Here is a 19,501-nt window from a genome sequence, read left to right as displayed (position 1 = left end):
CCTGCGCCCGCCTGAAAAGCAGGACGGTGTGCCGGTCAACGAACTGTCCCTGATCGCCTTCCCCACACGCGAGTTGTTTCTCGAAAAAATTCATGACTTCGATTTGATCATCTTTGACCGCTATCGCCGCCGCGGGATCCTGCCCAGCGCCTATCTTGAAAATATCCGCTCTTATGTGGAACAGGGGGGGGCGGTGCTGATCTCATCCGGGCCAGAATACGGGTCCGCCGAAAGCATCTATCGCTCGCCCTTGGGTCAAATTCTGCCCGGTGCGCCGACAGCACGGGTCTTTGAACAAGCCTTCGTGCCGCAAATCACCGACCTTGGCGACCGCCACCCCGTGACTGAGGGGCTCGATCTGCTTTCACCCAACCCTGACGGGGAAGGCCCCGGTTGGGGGCGCTGGTTCCGTTTGGTCGACGTCTTGGTTCCACAGGACGCGATGACCGTCATGTCCGGCCTTGATGATCGCCCTCTGCTGACCCTGAACCGTGTTGGCGAAGGCCGCGTCTCGCTGATCGCATCGGACCATTCGTGGCTCTGGGACCGCGGCTACGAGGGCGGCGGGCCACAGTTGGAACTGCTGCGACGACTGGCCCACTGGATGATGAAAGAACCCGAGCTTGAGGAAGAGGCGCTTTGGGTTGAGCCCACAGGCCAGACAATGCGGATTATCCGGCGCACACTGGCATTGGATACCGGCGATGTGATGGTCACCCATCCCGATGGCACTGAAACGACACTGCGTTTGGAAGAAGTATCTCCCGGTCGGTTCGAAACGCTGTGGGAGGCGCCGGAAATAGGCCTTTACCAGCTGGATGACGGCGACGAAGAGGCCGTGATCGCACTTGGCCCCGCAGCGCCGCGGGAATTCGAGCAGACTATCGCAGGCAGTGAATTGCTGGACCCGCTGGTCGAAGGCACACGTGGCGGTGTCTTTCCGATATCTGCAGGCGATATCGACATTCGGACAGTACGCGAAGGACGGCCCGCCGCCGGACGTGGCTGGATCGGGATCACACCGCGCGATGCATTCCGCACCGCCGAGATCAACATCAACCCGCTACTGCCTGCATGGGCGTTCCTGCTACTCGCCTCGCTTCTGATGGTTGGTGCCTGGCTGCGCGAAGGACGCCGCTAGGGCGATGCTCCGTACTGTTTTCAAGGCGATTGGCGCGACCCTAGTGGTGCTAGCAACCCTGCTGGGCTGCCAGGTGATAAGGCATTCGGACAATAGGCCCTTGCCCGCCCCATCTGCAGAAACGCTGCGCATTGCGACCTATAATGTGCATTACATCATTTTGGGTCGTGAAAACGGCGCGTGGTCCGTCGGGGACTGGGACCGGCGGAAAATCCCGTTGGATCAGGCTTTCAAGGCTGTCGCTGCCGACGTCATCGCATTTCAAGAGATGGAGAGTTTTGCGCGCGGAGATGCCAGCGAAGTGAACCTCAAACTTGACTGGCTACTTTCGCGCAATCCCGGTTACGCCGCAGCCGCCACAGGTGATCCGGCAGAATTTCCATCGACACAACCCATTCTTTACCGGTCAGATCGGCTCGACCTGCTGGATCAGGGCTGGTTCTTTTTCTCGAACACGCCCGATGTCATCTATTCGCGCACATATGATGGCTCATATCCTGCGTTCGCATCCTGGGCGCAATTCCGCGATCAGGACACCGGGCAAGCCTTCCGTGTTATAAACGTCCATACAGACTACGCCAGCCGGTCAAACCGCGTTCAATCGGTTAAACTTGTCACAGACCGGATCCGCCCTTGGATCGCTTCAGGTGAAACACTCTTTGTCGTTGGCGATATCAACGCACGTATTGGCGACCCCGTGATTGATATTCTGGCCGAAACCGGCCTGTCATTTGCGCCTGTCGAAGGCGCGACTTACCATTTCAATCGCGGGATCAACCTGTTCGGCGCAATTGACCATATCGCCAGTGTGGGTGACGCAGCGCTGGCAGGCCCACCCATCGTACTGCGGCAAAAATTCAACGGCGAATGGCCGACGGATCATTATCCGGTGGTGGCCGATTACCGGATGGGCGTTGGAAAATAAGATTCACTCGCCCAGCCGGACCTCGAACAGGGCATCCGACCAGCCATCCACATTGCAGCGGGCGCGCACATAGACAACCGCGGCGCCCTCAGGCACCACCACACCGGACAAGGATCTTGTGAAGGGCTGTTCAGTTACATGGGGGTGCAGCAATTTGCGGACGCCAAGGCTGTTGCCGTCTGCATCCAGCACCTCCCATCCGTCTGCATAATGGTCCCAGCCCGTATCGGGATGGGACAGCGTCACGCTGAAACGGTCGCCGTTCACGGTGACGTTTTCAACAACAGGGGCATCTGCAAAAGCGGGCCCAGCCAAAAATGCAATGGCAAGCGCATATTTCATGCATCATCCCCTAGCAGAATACTGCGCGGGAGTGATGCAAATTCCCGTGACCAAACCACCCAGACCACCACGGCGGTTGCAATCATCAATGCGAACGGGCCCAAAAGCCATGCAAGCGCACCCAAGGCAAAATACATCGCACGCAAACCGCGATTGAAATTGATTGCAGCCCTGATGTTCAACTCTGCCGCCTGCGCGGCAAGAGGATAAGCAGTCGGGTCCTCGGGGTCATTCGGCACTGCGGCCATCAGGACGGCGCAATAGCCGAAGACGCGGTTGGCCCAAACAAATTTGAGGAAAGCGTTTGTCAGGAACACCGCCACCAATGCGAGCTTGAGTTGAAAAACCAGTACAGGCACAGCCATTTCCGTCATTTCGACCGCAACGCCGCGCAAGGGCTCTGTGTTGCCGGCAAGCGCCAGCACACCACCAACGGCCAGTAGACAGGTCGATGCAAAGAACGATGTACCCTGCCGTAGGCTCGCCAAGATCTGACTGTCGAAAATACGCGGATCACGCGTCACAAAGACCTTCATCCAGTCGCGCCGACGCCCTGACATGAGAACCGTCACAGAGGGACGCTTTGCCCCCGGGTGTTCAATCATCCAGCCGATAACAAACCAGGCGGCGATGATTGCGCCTGCGGCAGCCCAGTCAAGCGGACCCAAAAGCGCCATATGATCAAGTATTTCCATGGACCACTCTGTACTCTTTTCAGTTGAGACTTGCCATATCGCAAAATTGGTAATATATTTTTACCAATAGACCAGTCAGGGAGGAGTCGCCACATGGAAATGCCAGTACCAGACGCCAGCGTTCTGTCACGCAAGGCACAGATCGTAGCGCGCCTTTGTGAAATCCTCCCGCGCGAAGCGGTAATCTCGGACGAGCGTGAAACGCATGCCTATGAATGCGACGCGCTGACCGCTTATAAATGTCCGCCACTTTGCGCCGTACTACCGGCCAACACCAAAGAAGTGTCGGACGTCCTGCGCATTTGTCACGAAATGGGCGTCCCCGTGGTGCCGCGCGGGTCCGGCACCTCGCTTGCCGGTGGGGCGCTTCCGACGGCTGACAGCGTGATCCTTGGTGTGGCCAAGATGAATGACGTGATCGAAACGAATTACGATGATCGTTATATTCGGGTGCAGTCGGGACGCACAAATTTGTCGGTGACCGGCGCGGTCGAGACCAACGGGTACTTCTACGCGCCTGACCCCTCCAGCCAGTTGGCCTGCGCCATTGCTGGCAATATCGCGATGAATTCGGGCGGGGCGCATTGCCTGAAATACGGCGTGACCACCAACAACCTGATGGGTGTCACCATGGTTCTGATGGACGGCACCGTCGTCGAGATCGGCGGCGCGCATCTGGATGCCGGCGGACTGGATATTTTGGGCGTGATCTGCGGCTCTGAAGGCCAGCTTGGCGTTGTCACCGAAGCGACCTTGCGCATTCTGCACAAGCCCGAAGGCGCACGCCCCGTTCTGATGGGCTATGAAAGTTCCGAGGTGGCCGGTCAGGTCGTGACCGATATCATCAAGGCGGGCATCCTGCCGGTGGCGATCGAATTCATGGACCGCCCTTGTATCGAAGCGACCGAGGCTTTCGCCAAGGCAGGCTATCCGATGTGCGAGGCGCTTTTGATCGTCGAGGTCGAAGGTTCGGACGCAGAGATCGATGCGCAGTTGAAGCTGATCATGGACATTGCGGCCAAACACAACCCCGTTGAACTACGCGAAGCCAAGGACGCGGACGAGGCAGGGCGCATCTGGCTGGGTCGCAAATCGGCCTTCGGTGCGATGGGCCAGATCAACGACTACATGTGTCTTGATGGCACGATCCCCGTTTCGTCCTTGCCCTTCGTTCTGAAGCGCATTGGCGAAATGTCCAAGAAATTCGGCCTCGATGTGGGCAATGTATTCCACGCAGGCGATGGCAACATGCACCCGCTGATCCTGTTTGACGCCAATAAACCCGGCGATCTGGAGCTTTGCGAAGAATTCGGCGCCGAGATCCTGAAGCTGTGTGTCGAGGTCGGCGGTTGTCTGACAGGCGAACATGGCGTGGGCATTGAAAAGCGTGATCTGATGAACGTCCAATACGATCCCGCCGACCTTGAGGCTCAGATGGCGATCAAGGATATCTTTGATCCGGCATGGTTGCTGAATGCCGCCAAGGTGTTCCCGCTGAATGCGTCGGAAACGAGGCGCGCGGCATAGGGGCTCTGCCCCCGCCCCGTTCGGGGCTCCCCCGAGGTATTTTTGAACATAAGAAGATCAGCATGACGCCCACGACAGAAGCAGAACTGGCCCAGATGATAGCCGGGGCCAATGGCCCCCTGCGGATCAAAGGCGGCGGCACGCGCTCTATTGGTCACGTGGAGGGCGATGAAGTCTGCACAGCGGCGCTCAGCGGCATCAGCCTTTATGAACCCGGTGCACTGACGATTGTGGCGGGCGCCGGTACGCCGATTGCAGAGATTGAAAAGGTGCTCTCCGCCGAGAACCAGCGCCTTGCCTTTGAACCCATGGACCACCGTTTCCTGCTCGGGACCACGGGTGATCCAACCTTGGGCGGCATGGCCGCAGCCAATGTATCGGGTCCACGCCGCATTTCCGTCGGTGCCTGTCGGGATTTCATGCTGGGTGTGCGGTTCGTTGACGGACACGGCACAATCATCAAGAACGGTGGTCGCGTGATGAAAAACGTGACCGGCTATGATCTGGTCAAGCTGATGGCGGGGTCCTATGGCACCTTGGGTGTCCTGACCGAAGTCTCGCTCAAGGTGCTACCCGATGTCGAAACCACAGGCACCCTGCGTCTGCACGGGCTGACCGACCGCCAAGCAGTCCAGGCACTGTCTGCCGCACTTGGTTCGCCGTTCGAGGCGACCGCCGCCGCACATTTGCCCAAAGGCCCTTCCGGTGATCCTGTCACGATGCTGCGGATCGAAGGCTTTGAGGCTTCGGTGAAATACCGCGCAGGCAAGTTGCAGGACCTGTTGAAACCTTACGGGGGTGCTGATTTCACAACGGGCGACGGGGCGGAATGGGCGGCCGTGCGCGACGTCACCGCATTTGCCGACCAGCCTGGAAACGTCTGGCGCATCTCTGCAAAACCGTCCCAAGCCCCGGAACTTGTGGCAAAGTTGGACGCCACCACGGTGCAATACGACTGGGGCGGTGGTCTGATCTGGGTGCTTGCCGATGCGGGGCGCGACTTGCGCGCCGCGTTGGGTGACTTTGACGGGCACGCGACATTGATCCGCGGAAGCGTCGATGCTCCCACCTTCCACCCCGAAGCCCCTGCTCTGGCCGCGATCACCGATGGCCTGCGTGCCAAATTCGACCCACGTGGCATTCTTAATTCCGGGATCATGTGCTGATGCAAACAACCTTTACCCCAGAACAGCTGACCGATCCGGCTATCAAGCGGTCAAACGAAATTCTGCGATCCTGCGTTCATTGCGGTTTTTGTACCGCGACATGCCCGACTTATCAAATTTTGGGCGATGAACTCGACAGTCCGCGCGGGCGGATTTACCTGATCAAGGACATGCTCGAAAACGAGCGCAAGCCGGATGCAAAGACGGTCAAGCACATCGACCGCTGCCTGTCCTGCCTTGCCTGCATGACGACCTGTCCTTCCGGCGTGCACTACATGCACCTGGTCGACCATGCGCGCGCCTATATCGAAAAGAACTACGACCGCCCATGGTCAGACCGCGCCTTGCGCTGGATTCTGGCGCGTATCCTGCCCTATCCGATGCGGTTTCGCGTAGCCTTGCTAGGTGCCAAGATGGGCCGCCCCTTTGCGCGCCTGATGCCCGATGCCCGCCTGCGGGCGATGCTGGAAATGGCACCAAAGATAATCCCGCCCGTCAGCCGCAATGACGACCCACAGACCTTTCAGGCCACAGACAAGAAGATGCGTGTGGCGCTGATGACAGGTTGTGCGCAAAGGGCGCTGAACACGGATATCAACGACGCGACCATCCGCCTGCTGACCCGTCTGGGTGCCGAGGTTGTGGTGGCGGAAGGCGCAGGCTGCTGCGGTGCGCTGACCCATCATATGGGCAAAGAAGATGAAAGCCATGCGACGGCGGCCAAAAACATCCGCGCGTGGACCAGGGAAATGGATAGCGAAGGGCTGGATGCCATCGTCATCAATACCTCGGGCTGCGGGACGACGGTGAAGGACTATGGGCATATGTTCCGCAATCATGCGCTGGCCGAGGATGCGGCACGCGTTTCGGCTATCGCGATGGATGTGTCCGAAATACTGATGAAGCTCGACATGCCAGAGGGAGAAGGCAAGGCTACGGCAGTGGCCTATCACGCGGCCTGCTCTTTGCAGCACGGCCAGCAGATCAAGACCTACCCTAAGGACCTGCTGAAAAAGGCAGGGTTCACCGTATTGGAACCGGCTGACAGCCATCTGTGCTGCGGGTCGGCTGGTACGTATAACCTGATGCAGCCTGAAATCTCGAAACAACTGAAAGCGCGCAAGGTTCAAACGCTTGAGGCACTGACACCCGATATCATCGCGGCCGGGAACATCGGCTGCATGATGCAGATCGGTGCCGGTACGGAGGTACCGATTGTGCATACGGTCGAACTCTTGGATTGGGCAACCGGCGGGCCGCAGCCACCGGCCCTGACCGCACCGGGCAAACGGGAGCCGCAAATTCCGATTTTGCGCTAGTGTCATAATGCTGCCCCAACTCTCGGCGAAACTGAAGGGATGAAGCGGATAGTGATGATACGAAAGCTCTTGATATCGGCGATCCTCGCGGGTGGCTTTGCGCTGGCTGCACATGCACAACAGACCGGTTTGGTGACGCTTGAAACAAGGCAGGACAGCCAAGGCTGGGAGGCCGTTGGCAGGCTTGATATTCGCGGCAAGGGGTTTTGCACTGCGGCGCTTATCCAGGACAGGTTGATCCTTACGGCGGCGCATTGCCTTTACGATATCGACGGGTCCATGGTCGCGCCGGACCGCTTTACATTTCAGGCCGGATTGCGCTCTGGACAGGCGCAGACGACGCGGTTGATCACCCGCACCGTGGCACACCCTGACTATGTTCACACCGGCCAAGCGACAAATGCGCGCGAAGTCGCCATTGATATCGCTGTTCTGGAACTGGATCGCCCTATTCGCAACACGCGTATGCAACCTTACCGGATTGCCCAGCGCCCGATCACGGGCGATCAGGTCGGCGTTGTATCATATGGCCGCGGACGTGAAGAAGCCGCCAGCTTGCAACAGGTCTGCGACGTTCTGGGTCGGCAAACCGGTGTGATCGTCATGACCTGCGATGTCGAATACGGGTCGAGCGGATCACCGGTGTTCATGATGGACAATGGCGAGACACGCATTGCATCGGTCGTGTCGGCAATGGCCCATATCAACGGACAAAAGGTGGCGCTCGGGACCTCGCTCGAGGGGCCCTTGAATGCGCTACTCAGCCATTTTGCAACGCTTGGTCCGGCCCGGCCCGGCGGCACGCAACGGCTGATCAACGCTGATGAACGCAATGATACCGGTGCAAAGTTCATCCGTCCCTGATCCTCTTGAAAGCGCGGTCTGACACGCCCAAATAACAGTTATGGGGATGCCGATTACGGGTCCCTGTCACTCGGCTTGTCCCCTGCGGGAAGGCCATAACATTGTTATCGCTTAAGAAAAGGATGACCCAAATGCGTGCATTTGATCTGACACCACTGTACCGTGCCACTGTTGGCTTTGACCAGATCGCCGATCTTATGGATCGCGCCCTTACCAGCGACGTCGGCCAGAACACCTACCCCCCATACAATATCGAAAAGACCGATGATGATGCATGGCGCATTTCAATTGCCGTGGCCGGTTTTTCCGATGATGACCTCGCGATCGAGGTCAAGGACCGTGCGCTTCTTGTGACGGGCCGCAAGGCAGCCGAAGAAAAAGAGCGTAACTACCTGCACCGCGGCATCGCCACCCGCGCGTTCGAGCGGCGCTTCCATCTGGCCGATCACGTCCGCGTCACAGGTGCCGCCCATGAAAACGGGATGCTGCACATCGACCTCGCGCGCGAAGTGCCAGAGGCGCTGAAGCCGCGCCGGATCCAGATTACGTCAGACCGCAAGAAAGATGCCAATCTGGTCGAGGCGAAATCGGTTAACTAAGCTGATGACCTAAGTATCGAAGGCGCGCCACCTTTCGAGGTGGTGCGTTTTTTAATGCGCCTCGGCCCAGTTTGCGCCCCGCCCTGCGTCGACTGCCAGTTTCACATCCAACTTCACCGCAGGATCGCTGGCGTTTTCCATGACGTCGCGCGCAGCATTGATCAAATCGTCCGCCGCTTCTTCATTGACCTCGAAAATCAATTCATCGTGGACCTGTAGCAGCATTTTCGCGGGCAGCCCATCAATCGCTGCCGGCATCCGGATCATCGCCCGCCGGATCACATCTGCCGCCGTCCCCTGAATCGGCGCATTAATCGCCGCGCGTTTGGCAAAGCCCGCCTGCGGGCCTTTGGCGTTTATCTCGGGTGTGTTGATCCTGCGACCAAAGAGCGTCTGCACATACCCCTGCTCTTTGGCGAAGGCGACGGTGTCATCCATGTATTTGCGGATACCGGGGAAGCGGTCGAAATAGCGGTCGATGAATCCCTGTGCCTCGCCGCGCGGAATGCGTAGATTGCGGGCAAGGCCAAAGCCCGAGATACCGTAAATCACACCGAAGTTGATCGCCTTGGCCTGTCTGCGCACATCCGGTGTCATCTCATCCAACGGCACATCGAACATTTCCGAGGCTGTCATGGCGTGAATGTCGATCCCGTCCAAAAACGCCTGCTTCAGCGCATCAATCTGCGCGATATGCGCCAGAATACGCAGCTCGATCTGGGAATAGTCGAGGCTGACAATGACTTTTCCGGGTTCTGCGACAAACGCCTCACGGATACGTCGCCCTTCTTCGGACCGGATAGGGATATTTTGCAGGTTCGGGTCGGTGGACGCCAAGCGCCCTGTGTTGGCACCCGCAATGGAATAAGAAGTATGCACACGGCCTGTTTCGGCATTGATGTGTTCTTGCAAGGCATCGGTATAGGTTGATTTGAGCTTGGATAGCTGCCGCCAATCCAGAATACGGCGCGGCAGATCGTGGATCGTGGCAAGGTCTTCCAACACGTCGGCCCCCGTCGAATAGGCGCCCGTCTTGCCGGTTGATGGCTTTTTGCCATCGGGCATTGCCAGCCCCATTTCATCAAACAGGATTTCGCCCAGTTGCTTTGGTGATCCCACGTTGAAAGGCCGCCCCGCCATCTCCTGAATTTCGGCCTCCAGTCCGGCCATTTTCTGGGCAAAGGCATTTGACATCCGGCTCAGGGTATCGCGGTCCACCTTGATCCCGTTACGCTCCATCTGCGCCAGCACAGGCACGAGGGGCCGTTCCATCGTTTCATATACAGTGGTGACACGGTTCACATGCAGTTGCGGCTTGAACTGCTGCCACAGGCGCAACGTGATATCAGCGTCTTCAGCGGCGTATTTCACAGCCTCATCGACTGGCACGCGATCAAAGGTGATTGCGGATTTCCCGCTTCCCAACAATGGTTTGATCGGAATAGGCGTGTGATCCAAATATCGCTCAGACAGCGTATCCATGCCGTGATTATGCTTGCCCGCGTTCATCGCGTAAGACATCAGCATCGTGTCATCAATCGGTGCGACAGTGATATCCAGACGCGCGAAGATCTTGGTGTCATACTTCATGTTCTGACCGATCTTGATGATCGCGGGGTCTTCTAGCAGCGGCTTGAGCATCAACAGGCATGCGTCAAAATCCATCTGGCCATCGGCCATGTCATCCGATCCGAAAAGATCATCCGAAGCAGCCGATTTATGGGTCAGCGGAATGTAGCAGGCCTGCCCAGCCTCAACGCAAAGCGAGATACCGACCAGATCGGCAATCATCTCGTTCAGTCCGGTCGTTTCGGTATCGACGGCGACATAGCCGCGCTCGCGAATACGGTTGATCCAGATCTGCAAGGCGGCGGCATCGCGCACACACTCATAGGTGTCAGGGTCGAAACCCACCTGTTCAGGGCCGGCAACCTGGGTCTTGGCGGGCGCTGCTGACTCTATTACCGGGGGCTCAATCCCCAGTTTTTCCGCGATCCGTTTGGTGGCTGTCCGGAATTCCATCTCGGACAGGAACCCCATCAGCACCTCCGGGTCAGGATCGCGGACTTCCAGATCATCCAAACTGAAGTCCAGCGTCATATCACAATCCAGTTGCACCAGTTTCTTGGATAGCTCGATCTGTGCGCGATGGTCGATCAGGGTCTGGCGGCGTTTGGGTTGCTTGATTTCCTCGGCGCGATCCAAAAGGGTTTCCAGATCACCGAATTCATTGATCAGCAAGGCGGCGGTCTTGATCCCGATGCCCGGCGCACCCGGCACGTTGTCTACGCTGTCACCGGCCAGCGCCTGCACATCCACCACGCGGTCCGGTGTCACGCCGAATTTCTCGATCACGCCATCCGCGTCAATGCGCTTGTTCTTCATCGGGTCAAGCATTTCGACGCCTTCACCGACCAATTGCATCAGGTCCTTGTCAGACGATACGATCGTGACACGCCCTCCGGCGTCTCGGGCCTGATGGGCAAGGGTCGCAATGATGTCATCCGCCTCGAAGCCTTCCATTTCCTCGCAGGCGATGTTGAAGGCCTTGGTCGCCACACGGGTCAGCGGGATTTGCGGGCGCAGGTCCTCTGGCATCGCTTCGCGGTTGGCCTTGTACTGGTCGTACATGTCATTGCGGAATGTATGGCTGCCCTTGTCAAAGATCACCGCCACATGGGTGGCGGCGTTCTCGCCATTATTGCCGTCAACATAACGCTGGAGCATGTTCACAAATCCACTGACCGCACCCACGGGCAATCCATCCGACTTGCGGGTCAATGGTGGCAGTGCGTGATAGGCGCGAAAGATGAATGCCGATCCGTCGATCAGATGCAGGTGACAGCCTTTTCCAAACGTCATGTCGGTCCCCCTAGAAGCTTCCCCGACTCCTATACGCGGGGGGCATGGGGGTCTAGTGGGCGGCCTGAATGAAGGTGCCGTTCCGCAAGTCTTTCATCGCCTGCTGTAATTCCATCTGCGTGTTCATTACGATTGGGCCGTGCCATGCGACAGGTTCCTGAATGGGGCGGCCTGCCACCAGCAGAAAACGCACACCATTCGGCCCTGCCTGCACGGTCACATCGTCGCCATTGCCAAAGCGCACCAATGTCCTGTTGCCGGTCATGTCGCGGATGTTCAGTTCCTGGCCCGCGACCTCTTTCTCGACGCGCACACCCACCGGATCGGCGGCATCGACAAAGCGGCCAGCACCGGCAAAGACATAGGCAAAGGCGTTGGCGCGCGTATCGACCGGCAATGTCTTGCGCATGTTGGGCGCAACGGACACATCCAGATAAAGCGGGTCCGCCGCGATCCCATCCACAGGGCCCGCCTTGCCCCAGAAATTGCCTGTGATGATCTTTACCCGTGTGCCGTCATCATCAATGATTTCCGGCACATCATTGCCCGCAATGTCCTGATAACGCGGCGCGGTCATTTTCAGGGATGACGGCAGGTTCGCCCACAATTGAAAGCCATGCATCTGGCCTGCGGCGTTCCCTTTGGGCATTTCCTGATGCAGGATGCCGGAACCGGATGTCATCCATTGCACCGACCCCGCACCGAGAACACCGTGATTGCCTAGGGAATCACCGTGCTCGACTTCGCCCTCAAGCACATAGGTAATCGTCTCGATGCCGCGGTGCGGGTGCCACGGAAAACCGCGCTCGTAATGCGCGGGCTCATCATTGCGAAAATCGTCCAGCAGCAGGAAAGGGTCGCTCTCGGCCGGATCGCCAAAGCCAAAGACGCGGTGCAAATGCACGCCTGCACCTTCCATTGTAGGTTGGGCACGGGTTGTTTGGGTGACAGGACGGAAGGTCATGGGATGCTCCTTGATATCTCAAGAAGACATATAGAGCGGGATACCTACGGCTAAAACGCCCAACCGCGAACAGGTTCTGTGCAGGACTGGCGGATAGGTTCAGACTTTGCCTTCAAAGTCTTTATGCACCAGCTTGGCATCGCAGTAAGGGCATTCGATCCAGCCCTGCTCTTTGGGGATTTGCAGCCAGACTCGCGGATGGCCCAGCGCGCCTTCACCACCGTCACAGGCGACACGCCACTCATGTACAATGCGGGTCTCGGGTGCAGGTGTGGACATGATTACTCTCATCTGGTTGCCGCGGGGCGCGCCCCGCCTTAAGTCTGCATCAGACATACCGCAGGCGCGGCACGGGGGAAAGACGGCATGACCGACAATGCAATAGAAATTAAGGGATTGAAAAAAACCTATGCGGCAACCGGGCGCAGCCCTGCCAAAGAGGCGCTCAAGGGGATCGACCTGAACATTCCGCGCGGCGCGATCTTCGGGCTTTTGGGGCCGAACGGGGCGGGCAAGTCAACCCTGATCAACATTCTGGCGGGGCTAGTGGTCAAGACCGAAGGCAGCGTGAAAATCTGGGGCTTCGATCAGGACAAGAACCCGCGGCAATCACGGGCCGCTATCGGGGTCATGCCACAAGAACCACATCTTGACCCGTTCTTTACACCCGCAGGGTCACTGGACGTGCAAGCAGGGCTCTACGGCGTGCCCAAAAGCCAACGGAAGACCGCGGAAATCCTCGACCTGATCGGACTGACCGACAAGGCAAACGCCTATGCACGCTCATTGTCGGGCGGGATGCGACGCAGGCTCTTGCTGGGCAAGGCGCTGGTCCATTCGCCACAAATCCTTGTGCTGGACGAACCGACCGCAGGCGTCGATATCGAACTGCGCAACATGCTGTGGCAGAATGTGCGCAGGCTGAACGAAGACGGCATGACGATCATTCTCACGACCCACTACCTCGAAGAGGCCGAGGAAATGTGTGACGATATCGCAATCATCAACCATGGCGAAGTCATCATCAAGGACAGCACTACGAACCTGCTTGGGCGACTGGACAGCAAGACGCTTGTCATTACCCCTGCAACCGACGCTGATCTGCCCGCTTTGCCCGACACGATTACCGGACGAAAAAAAGCCAACGGGACACTTACCTTCACGTACCATAGCGGCGTGACCCCTGCCGACCAAATCCTGTCATTGGTCAGGGACGCAGGGATCACGATCAAAGACGTCACGACACAGGAAACCAACCTCGAAGACGTGTTCTTGTCGCTGACGTCCTCACATTGAGATAAGACCTTGGACGATCAGTCAGACAACATCCGCTCCAGCTGACGCCCACCCAGAATGTGCATGTGATAATGCGGCACATCCTGAATACCATGCTTACGGGTATTTGATATGCCGCGAAATCCTTTCTCGACATCGGTGATCCGGCACACTTCGGCAATGGCCTGCATGAAACCATGGTGTTCGGCTGCCGACGCATCGCGCGCAAAATGATCAAGGCTCACATAAGGGCCCTTCGGGATCACCAGTACATGCACGGGCGCTTGCGGTGCAATGTCTTCGAAAGCCAGCGCATGGTCGTTTTCATAGACGGTCTTGTTGGGGATCTCTCCGCGCAGGATTTTGGCAAAGATGTTCTGGTCGTCGTAGTCGTATTCCATAGGGGACCTCAGTCAACAAAAAGATGGGGGGTATCAGCGAGTGTGCGGGCCACATCAGGCGACACGCTCAGGAATTGCGCAATGGCATGGGCGTTCTCGTCAGTCGTGGCGGTTTCCTTGATCCGGGTCGTATGGGCGAACTTGGCATCCCGGATCGCATCGCGTTCATAGATCATATCATGGCGGATCGTTGGCAAAAGCCGCGCCAGCGTCGCCTTGCTCGTCTGCGGACCGGCCAGCCCAACGCGCATCGCATGGCCCACCAGATAGTCGTCATCAAAGCTGCATTCGATCTCGAGCATCCGGACCGTTGCCCGATCCGCAAAAAAGTCCGTCATCAGATCAAGGCTCGATGTATCAAGACACATCACCAATCTGTCGCTGTCGTAGTGATCGAACAGCATCCGGATCAAGGCCCGCCGGTGCCGACCGCGCTTTTGCAGCGCGCTTTCGATGCCACCCAGATCAGGCAGGTGCGTATCTTCTTCGTTGAAGAGATACTCAAGAGCAGGAACATTCGTGTGGTGCCGGATTGCGGCGACCAACCGCTTGGCAACGTGCCATTTCTTGCAGGCGATGATCATCAACTCGCGGTTACGGCCCAGCGTCGTTTCATTTTCCCAGAACCGCGGGGCAAAACGGCGACCGATCCGGCCACGACCGGTCAGGAACGCGAACAGATTGCGCCCCTCATCCGAGATCACAAAATCCATTTGATCGCTTGCATAAAGCGCACCAAGCCGTGTGCGCAAATCCTCGGCCTCCGCGCTGATCTTGCGCGCAAACAAAGACCCCTGGCCCAGCAGCAAATCATAGTGATCGTTATAAAAGGTCACCGGCATACCATAGTCAGTGAACATCAAAAACGTAAGGGTCCGGTTCTCGATCTCGCGGGACGGCACAAGGTGGCGCACCAGCGTTTGAAAGAACGTTTCGTCCGGAATCCAGGTCGTGCGAAAAAAGCGCATCACATCGCGGCGGGCATAGGCGAACTCCAGCACCGTCTCGATTGTCTGGCGGCGCAGGCACCACCACTGGCTGCCAATCATGATCTGCAAATCGTCGGGGATCTTGCGGGTCATCCCGAAGCGCTTTTGCAATTCAAGCGCGGTATAGAACCGGCGCGGCTGTGTGCGCTCGTTGAAGAAATGGCGGTAAATCAGACGTTCCTCGCGAAAACCCGTCTTGATCCAGTTGCTTTCAAAGAAATCATGGCTTTCGATGTAATCCACATCATTTTCATCAAGCAGACGATGCGCAAATTCCGCAGATTTGATCGGCATGCAGTCGCCCGACACCATATAGAAGTGCGTGGCGCGCGGGAAGGCGCTGACGGCGGCCTCCAATGCGTGTAGGGTCGCCTGGACAAGGCTCCATTCACCCCAACCGCATTTGACGCGGCGGCTGGCGAAAGTGACATTTGGATTATCGGCGAGTGCCGCCCGAACCGCGCGATATTCGTGCGTCGAAGCAGACGCATCAAAATGGATCGCGATGTAATCGCCTGCCGCCGTCAACTGTTGCGCCTGCTGAATGATCACAGCCGGGTTTTTGTGACAAAGCAGGACAAAAGCGACACGTGCCATCAGTATTCAAGTGATCCTTATTGCGTTCAAAGCTGTCATAACGCGAACAGACATTGAAGTGACAGGGTTTCTTTGCTTTGAAAGGAACGAGGATTGGCAGGAGAGCACCCTTGGCGCAGTTTCCCGGAACTTGGATGACCCAAAGCGAAAGCGTGGTCTATCGTGTGGTACCCAAATGTGCCTGCTCGACCATCGGATTGATCAAGACACAGAGATTTCGCAGCGGATGACATTGTGGAGCCAATCTGGGTCACGAGTGATCCGGGGGAATTTACTGGTGATTCCTATTGATGAATCATTGTTGTATGTCGAACCGATTTATCTAAGAGCCTCCGGAAACAGTTCAATTCCTCAGCTGAAACGAGTGATTGTTGCTTATGGTGATCGATTGGCAATGCGAAATGATTTGAATACGTCTTTGCAAGCGGTTTTTTCTGAGGAGATCAATGAAACCATCCCTGATGATCAACCACCTATTGAGGGAGATCTTCAGGAGTTAATCGCTCAGGCGATAGATATCTATGATGAGGCGACAGTATTGCTTCAACAAGGTGATTTTTCAGGTTACGCAGAGAGCATTGAACAACTTGGAGATATCCTTGATGAAATTGATCAATTACAAGGAGATCAAACTGGTTAAACAGGAATGTATCCGGATATTTTAAAAAAGTGATCTGTTGGGTTTGTGATGTATGCCAATCAAATATACTGAACAAAAAACTGATTTCTCCGATGAGTTCATCAACAATTTTGAGTTTTATTTATTTCTTTGATGCCAAAAAAGAGATTTAAAACTAATCTTTAAAACCCTGATTTCATTTTTCTTTATAATATTTATGTAATCTGAGGAAGAAATTGCTAAGAAACATCTTTGTTTATTCCCAGGAAAAAATTTAACCCATAAGATATTTTATCATCTTCATTCTTCCAAGCCCATCAAGAGTTGCATTACATAAACAGGAATACTCACCAGAACGCACAGTATTACCAGTAATTTGTACCATTGCATCCTCATTTTCCTTATACCAATACAATTCCTGGATATCAGATAATGGTGTTACAGGCAAGGTAATTGGTAGATCAGGTATGTCTTTTTGTAATTCAAATCCTTCAAAGAGTATTATCTCGTATCCATCATTTGTTTCTATTCCTGCGGTCACATCATCAAAATAAATACTTGTGCTACCGGGTTGAACGTAGGGAGACATCCGGATTGCATACACATAATAGGTCAATGAACGATTATCAATTGGAATATAATTAGGATAATCAACATAATACTGACTTAAATCAATCGTGATATTCACGTTGGGACCAGTGAGCGTGAATGATTCAAATCGTCGTGATTGAAAATCTGCAGTTTCTCTCATTAAGTACCAGGTATTTGGTTGCAATTTTATATCTAAATCAATAATTTCCCAAACAGATGCATCACTGGGAGTACCATTCAAAGATTCGTCTGTTCCAACAGGAATATTAAGCATACCTGTTCTGGTTAATCCGACCAATGCCATCCAGTCTGCTCCTGGGAAACGAATGGGATCATCAACACCTTCGATGAATTCTTGATCAATGCCAAAAATAATGTCACTTGCAAAATCAGTGGGAAACATGAAATATGCTTGTACAAAAGTTTTCTTTGGTTCCTCCAACCAATCTTGAACAGAGGGTGATGAATGTATAAAGAGTACTGTGCCACTTAGTCGACCTTTAGGTTGAAGAAAGAAGCACCCTGAAAACGAGATGGCAATTAAAAGCATCATAAGTATAATACTAATCATTTTCTTGTTCATATTTTCACTATTCTAATATCTTATAATTCTTCTAATTCATTAATTCTAATAATTTTGTATATAGGTTTGGTAAGTATTCAGCGATAAGATCAAAAAACGGATGAAATTGTTTTTTTGGAACAGTTACAGGCATGGTCACAAATTCCGTTTCAGCACCATGTTCATCTCTTGCTTTCACCCGAATTTCTATTGTTTCTTCTTCAAACCACATATTACTTAATGAAACATCTTCACCTGAATCAAATGGACCTATCCAACGATTAGAACCATTCAAAGCAGAAGGAATGACTGATCCATCAGAAAAGACTACATTACTATGAAACAAATCAGGGTGTTCATTCATAATATTTATCAGCGCATTTGCTTGTGCAGTACCAGGTCGAATCAAACAATCAAATGGCCAATACCATCCCCAAAACGGAGAATAAGACCACATGGAAAACCCATGGATCTCTGGGTAATCACTAATGATTCGTTCAAATGTTGCAGTGAGTTTTTGGGCAGCATACGATGAATCCTTTCGCATTCCATCAGCAAAACCAAATTCTAAAAAGAACACGGGTTTATCTGAGGCTACGAGTCGAATGTTTTTCATGGCGTAATCCAAACCAGTAAGATAATACTCAATAGGAGTTGGGATCCTTACGCCCATAATTCTCCAATCATTCCCATAATAATTGATGCTCACCCAATCAACATATTCATCACCCGGATAAAAATTGGAAAAATTATAACTGTTCTGATAAAGACCTCTCGCATAGTCTTCATCATGACCCGTTCGATTGATATATTCATTAATCTCAGATTCAAGCATCTCAGGACTCATACATACCCATCCCATGGTATCAAAAGTGAGAAAATCAAGTTCTTTTTGAGTAATAAAGAAATGATGGTAATATCGTTGTGCTGCGATCAAACGTTCAATACCATCGCTTACGGCTGGATCACCTAAATCATAGTAAAGTTCTGGATGAGGGAAACTAGATGGATCAAATTCATCATATGCTCTTTTACTCTCTATTGCCCAAGAAGTTGATTTATCTCCAAACGGTCCAAATCCTCCCATATAATCAACTCCAATGCCTAATGGTTCTCGGGCAGTATGAAAAAACATTGGTTTACCAAAAGCAGCGAATTGATCTGCTAATCGTTCAAGATATTTATCATAGACTCCTTTGCACAGATTATCAATCGTAAAAGCTCCTTCTGCATATCCTTCCTTGGGATCTGGATCTGCTTCAATAGCATGAACTAAAACAATTTTTCCTTCCTTCCAACTCCTCTCAGCATTTTCAACATTGAAAACCGGGTAACCATCTGCATCATATTCCATAATGCCATACGGTGAAAACCAGGCTACTTTTCTATCAATTGCTTCTTCAAAGGTTTCAATATCGCCAGGCATCCATTCATACTGACCAATATACATCCCACCAGATGAGGGAGGAGCAATTTTTACCGATGAGTAATCTGTATTATCGCCATATGTTCCATCACCCCATTCAATGAGATAATACAGTTCATCGTCATCTTCATCTGTAGTTGAAAAAGTAAATATTTCTTCTGTGTTGATCTTGATTTGATCTGGTCCATTTATAATCGGAGGTTCTGGTATATTGTTATCATAATTGTTTTCTAGGGGACTGGCAATAGTTAAAGTTGTTAAGAATAGAATGAACACAAATAATAGATTCACAATTTTTTTCATAATATCTTTAATTATATTATGGGTGATTTATTATTTTAAATTTAACCTTATTATTTTTAAAATCTTGAATAGTAATACCCTAGAAAAATTGTACTTAGGAAAATATCAAAAAGATACGTATATTTGAATAATTTGAATTCCATTATCCAGTAATCTTTCGATGTTAACCCTCTTGCTTTTCCTCCTCTATTTAAGGAAACGTCTTATAATCCAGATCAACACTGGAAGAATAATAAATGCCATTAAATTACCGGTGTTCCCTGCAAATGACAAAACATCAGCAAAATTTCTTACCCCTGCAAGATAAACAATAACTGGTGGAACTGCCGTTAGC

17 protein-coding genes and 1 pseudogene are annotated in these 19,501 nt (G+C 53.7%); 9 read left to right on the top strand and 9 right to left on the bottom strand.

Annotation, left to right across the window (positions count from 1 at the left end):
- Together R6T97_RS14005 and R6T97_RS14000 are read left to right on the top strand one after the other, a co-directional pair.
- Window positions 1-1,141, top strand: a pseudogene (locus tag R6T97_RS14005) (hypothetical protein); the annotation flags it as partial.
- Between the two features lie 4 nt (window positions 1,142-1,145).
- The gene (locus tag R6T97_RS14000) at window positions 1,146-2,066 is read left to right on the top strand and encodes an endonuclease (RefSeq protein WP_410349914.1); all 921 of its coding nucleotides are present in this window, start codon (window positions 1,146-1,148) and stop codon (window positions 2,064-2,066) included.
- A 3-nt stretch (window positions 2,067-2,069) separates the two neighbouring features.
- Here R6T97_RS14000 and R6T97_RS13995 read toward each other — a convergent pair whose 3' ends face one another.
- Window positions 2,070-2,408 carry a hypothetical protein gene (locus R6T97_RS13995; protein WP_410349913.1) on the bottom strand — a complete coding sequence of 113 codons (339 nt, stop codon included), beginning with the start codon at window positions 2,406-2,408 and terminating at the stop codon, window positions 2,070-2,072.
- Complete coding sequence (locus tag R6T97_RS13990; protein WP_410349912.1) at window positions 2,405-3,103, bottom strand: DUF599 domain-containing protein; 699 nt, start codon at window positions 3,101-3,103, stop codon at window positions 2,405-2,407. The genes R6T97_RS13995 and R6T97_RS13990 overlap by 4 nt, the downstream gene beginning before the upstream one ends.
- A gap of 93 nt (window positions 3,104-3,196) precedes the next feature.
- Between R6T97_RS13990 and R6T97_RS13985 the strand changes: the two genes are divergently transcribed.
- The 5 genes from R6T97_RS13985 to R6T97_RS13965 all read left to right on the top strand — a co-directional run bounded on the left by R6T97_RS13985 (window position 3,197) and on the right by R6T97_RS13965 (window position 8,578).
- A complete protein-coding gene (locus tag R6T97_RS13985) occupies window positions 3,197-4,630 on the top strand; it encodes an FAD-linked oxidase C-terminal domain-containing protein (protein ID WP_410349911.1) in 1,434 nt (477 codons plus the stop codon).
- A 62-nt stretch (window positions 4,631-4,692) separates the two neighbouring features.
- Entirely contained in the window at window positions 4,693-5,796 is a 1,104-nt protein-coding gene (locus R6T97_RS13980) for an FAD-binding protein (protein ID WP_410349910.1), read from the top strand.
- Window positions 5,796-7,115, top strand: a complete 1,320-nt coding sequence (glcF, locus tag R6T97_RS13975) for a glycolate oxidase subunit GlcF (RefSeq protein WP_410349909.1) — start codon at window positions 5,796-5,798, stop codon at window positions 7,113-7,115. Before R6T97_RS13980 ends, glcF begins: the two co-directional genes overlap by 1 nt.
- Window positions 7,116-7,169: 54 nt before the next feature.
- Window positions 7,170-7,979, top strand: coding sequence for a trypsin-like serine peptidase (locus tag R6T97_RS13970; RefSeq protein WP_410349908.1), 810 nt, complete (start codon window positions 7,170-7,172; stop codon window positions 7,977-7,979).
- 131 nt (window positions 7,980-8,110) lie between these two features.
- The gene (locus R6T97_RS13965) at window positions 8,111-8,578 is read left to right on the top strand and encodes an Hsp20 family protein (protein WP_410349907.1); all 468 of its coding nucleotides are present in this window, start codon (window positions 8,111-8,113) and stop codon (window positions 8,576-8,578) included.
- Window positions 8,579-8,629: 51 nt separating this feature from the next.
- On the opposite strand, the gene polA is transcribed toward R6T97_RS13965, so the two are convergent.
- The 3 genes from polA to R6T97_RS13950 all read right to left on the bottom strand — a co-directional run bounded on the left by polA (window position 8,630) and on the right by R6T97_RS13950 (window position 12,683).
- Window positions 8,630-11,440, bottom strand: coding sequence for a DNA polymerase I (gene polA, locus R6T97_RS13960; RefSeq protein WP_410349906.1), 2,811 nt, complete (start codon window positions 11,438-11,440; stop codon window positions 8,630-8,632).
- A 52-nt stretch (window positions 11,441-11,492) separates the two neighbouring features.
- Entirely contained in the window at window positions 11,493-12,404 is a 912-nt protein-coding gene (locus R6T97_RS13955; protein WP_410349905.1) for a pirin family protein, read from the bottom strand.
- Between the two features lie 99 nt (window positions 12,405-12,503).
- Window positions 12,504-12,683 carry a zinc-finger domain-containing protein gene (locus R6T97_RS13950; RefSeq protein WP_410349904.1) on the bottom strand — a complete coding sequence of 60 codons (180 nt, stop codon included), beginning with the start codon at window positions 12,681-12,683 and terminating at the stop codon, window positions 12,504-12,506.
- A gap of 87 nt (window positions 12,684-12,770) precedes the next feature.
- On the opposite strand from R6T97_RS13950, the gene R6T97_RS13945 reads away from it, so the two are divergent.
- The gene (locus R6T97_RS13945; RefSeq protein ID WP_410349903.1) at window positions 12,771-13,700 is read left to right on the top strand and encodes an ABC transporter ATP-binding protein; all 930 of its coding nucleotides are present in this window, start codon (window positions 12,771-12,773) and stop codon (window positions 13,698-13,700) included.
- A gap of 17 nt (window positions 13,701-13,717) precedes the next feature.
- Here the strand turns inward: R6T97_RS13945 and R6T97_RS13940 are convergent, their stop codons facing one another.
- A complete protein-coding gene (locus R6T97_RS13940; RefSeq protein WP_410349902.1) occupies window positions 13,718-14,080 on the bottom strand; it encodes an HIT domain-containing protein in 363 nt (120 codons plus the stop codon).
- A gap of 8 nt (window positions 14,081-14,088) precedes the next feature.
- On the bottom strand, window positions 14,089-15,666 hold the full coding sequence (locus tag R6T97_RS13935; protein WP_410349901.1) for a DUF5928 domain-containing protein: 1,578 nt from the start codon (window positions 15,664-15,666) through the stop codon (window positions 14,089-14,091).
- A gap of 277 nt (window positions 15,667-15,943) precedes the next feature.
- Between R6T97_RS13935 and R6T97_RS13930 the strand changes: the two genes are divergently transcribed.
- Window positions 15,944-16,306 carry a hypothetical protein gene (locus tag R6T97_RS13930; protein WP_410349900.1) on the top strand — a complete coding sequence of 121 codons (363 nt, stop codon included), beginning with the start codon at window positions 15,944-15,946 and terminating at the stop codon, window positions 16,304-16,306.
- Between the two features lie 253 nt (window positions 16,307-16,559).
- Here R6T97_RS13930 and R6T97_RS13925 read toward each other — a convergent pair whose 3' ends face one another.
- The gene (locus R6T97_RS13925; protein ID WP_410349899.1) at window positions 16,560-17,459 is read right to left on the bottom strand and encodes a hypothetical protein; all 900 of its coding nucleotides are present in this window, start codon (window positions 17,457-17,459) and stop codon (window positions 16,560-16,562) included.
- A gap of 31 nt (window positions 17,460-17,490) precedes the next feature.
- Complete coding sequence (locus tag R6T97_RS13920) at window positions 17,491-19,167, bottom strand: hypothetical protein (RefSeq protein WP_410349898.1); 1,677 nt, start codon at window positions 19,165-19,167, stop codon at window positions 17,491-17,493.
- Window positions 19,168-19,501: the final 334 nt, after the last annotated feature.

The sequence above is a fragment of the Yoonia sp. genome, assembly GCF_046498525.1.
Taxonomy (GTDB): Bacteria; Pseudomonadota; Alphaproteobacteria; order Rhodobacterales; family Rhodobacteraceae; genus Yoonia.
The sequence above is the reverse complement of the archived record's forward strand: the minus strand, read 5'-3'. Positions and strand labels throughout refer to the sequence as shown.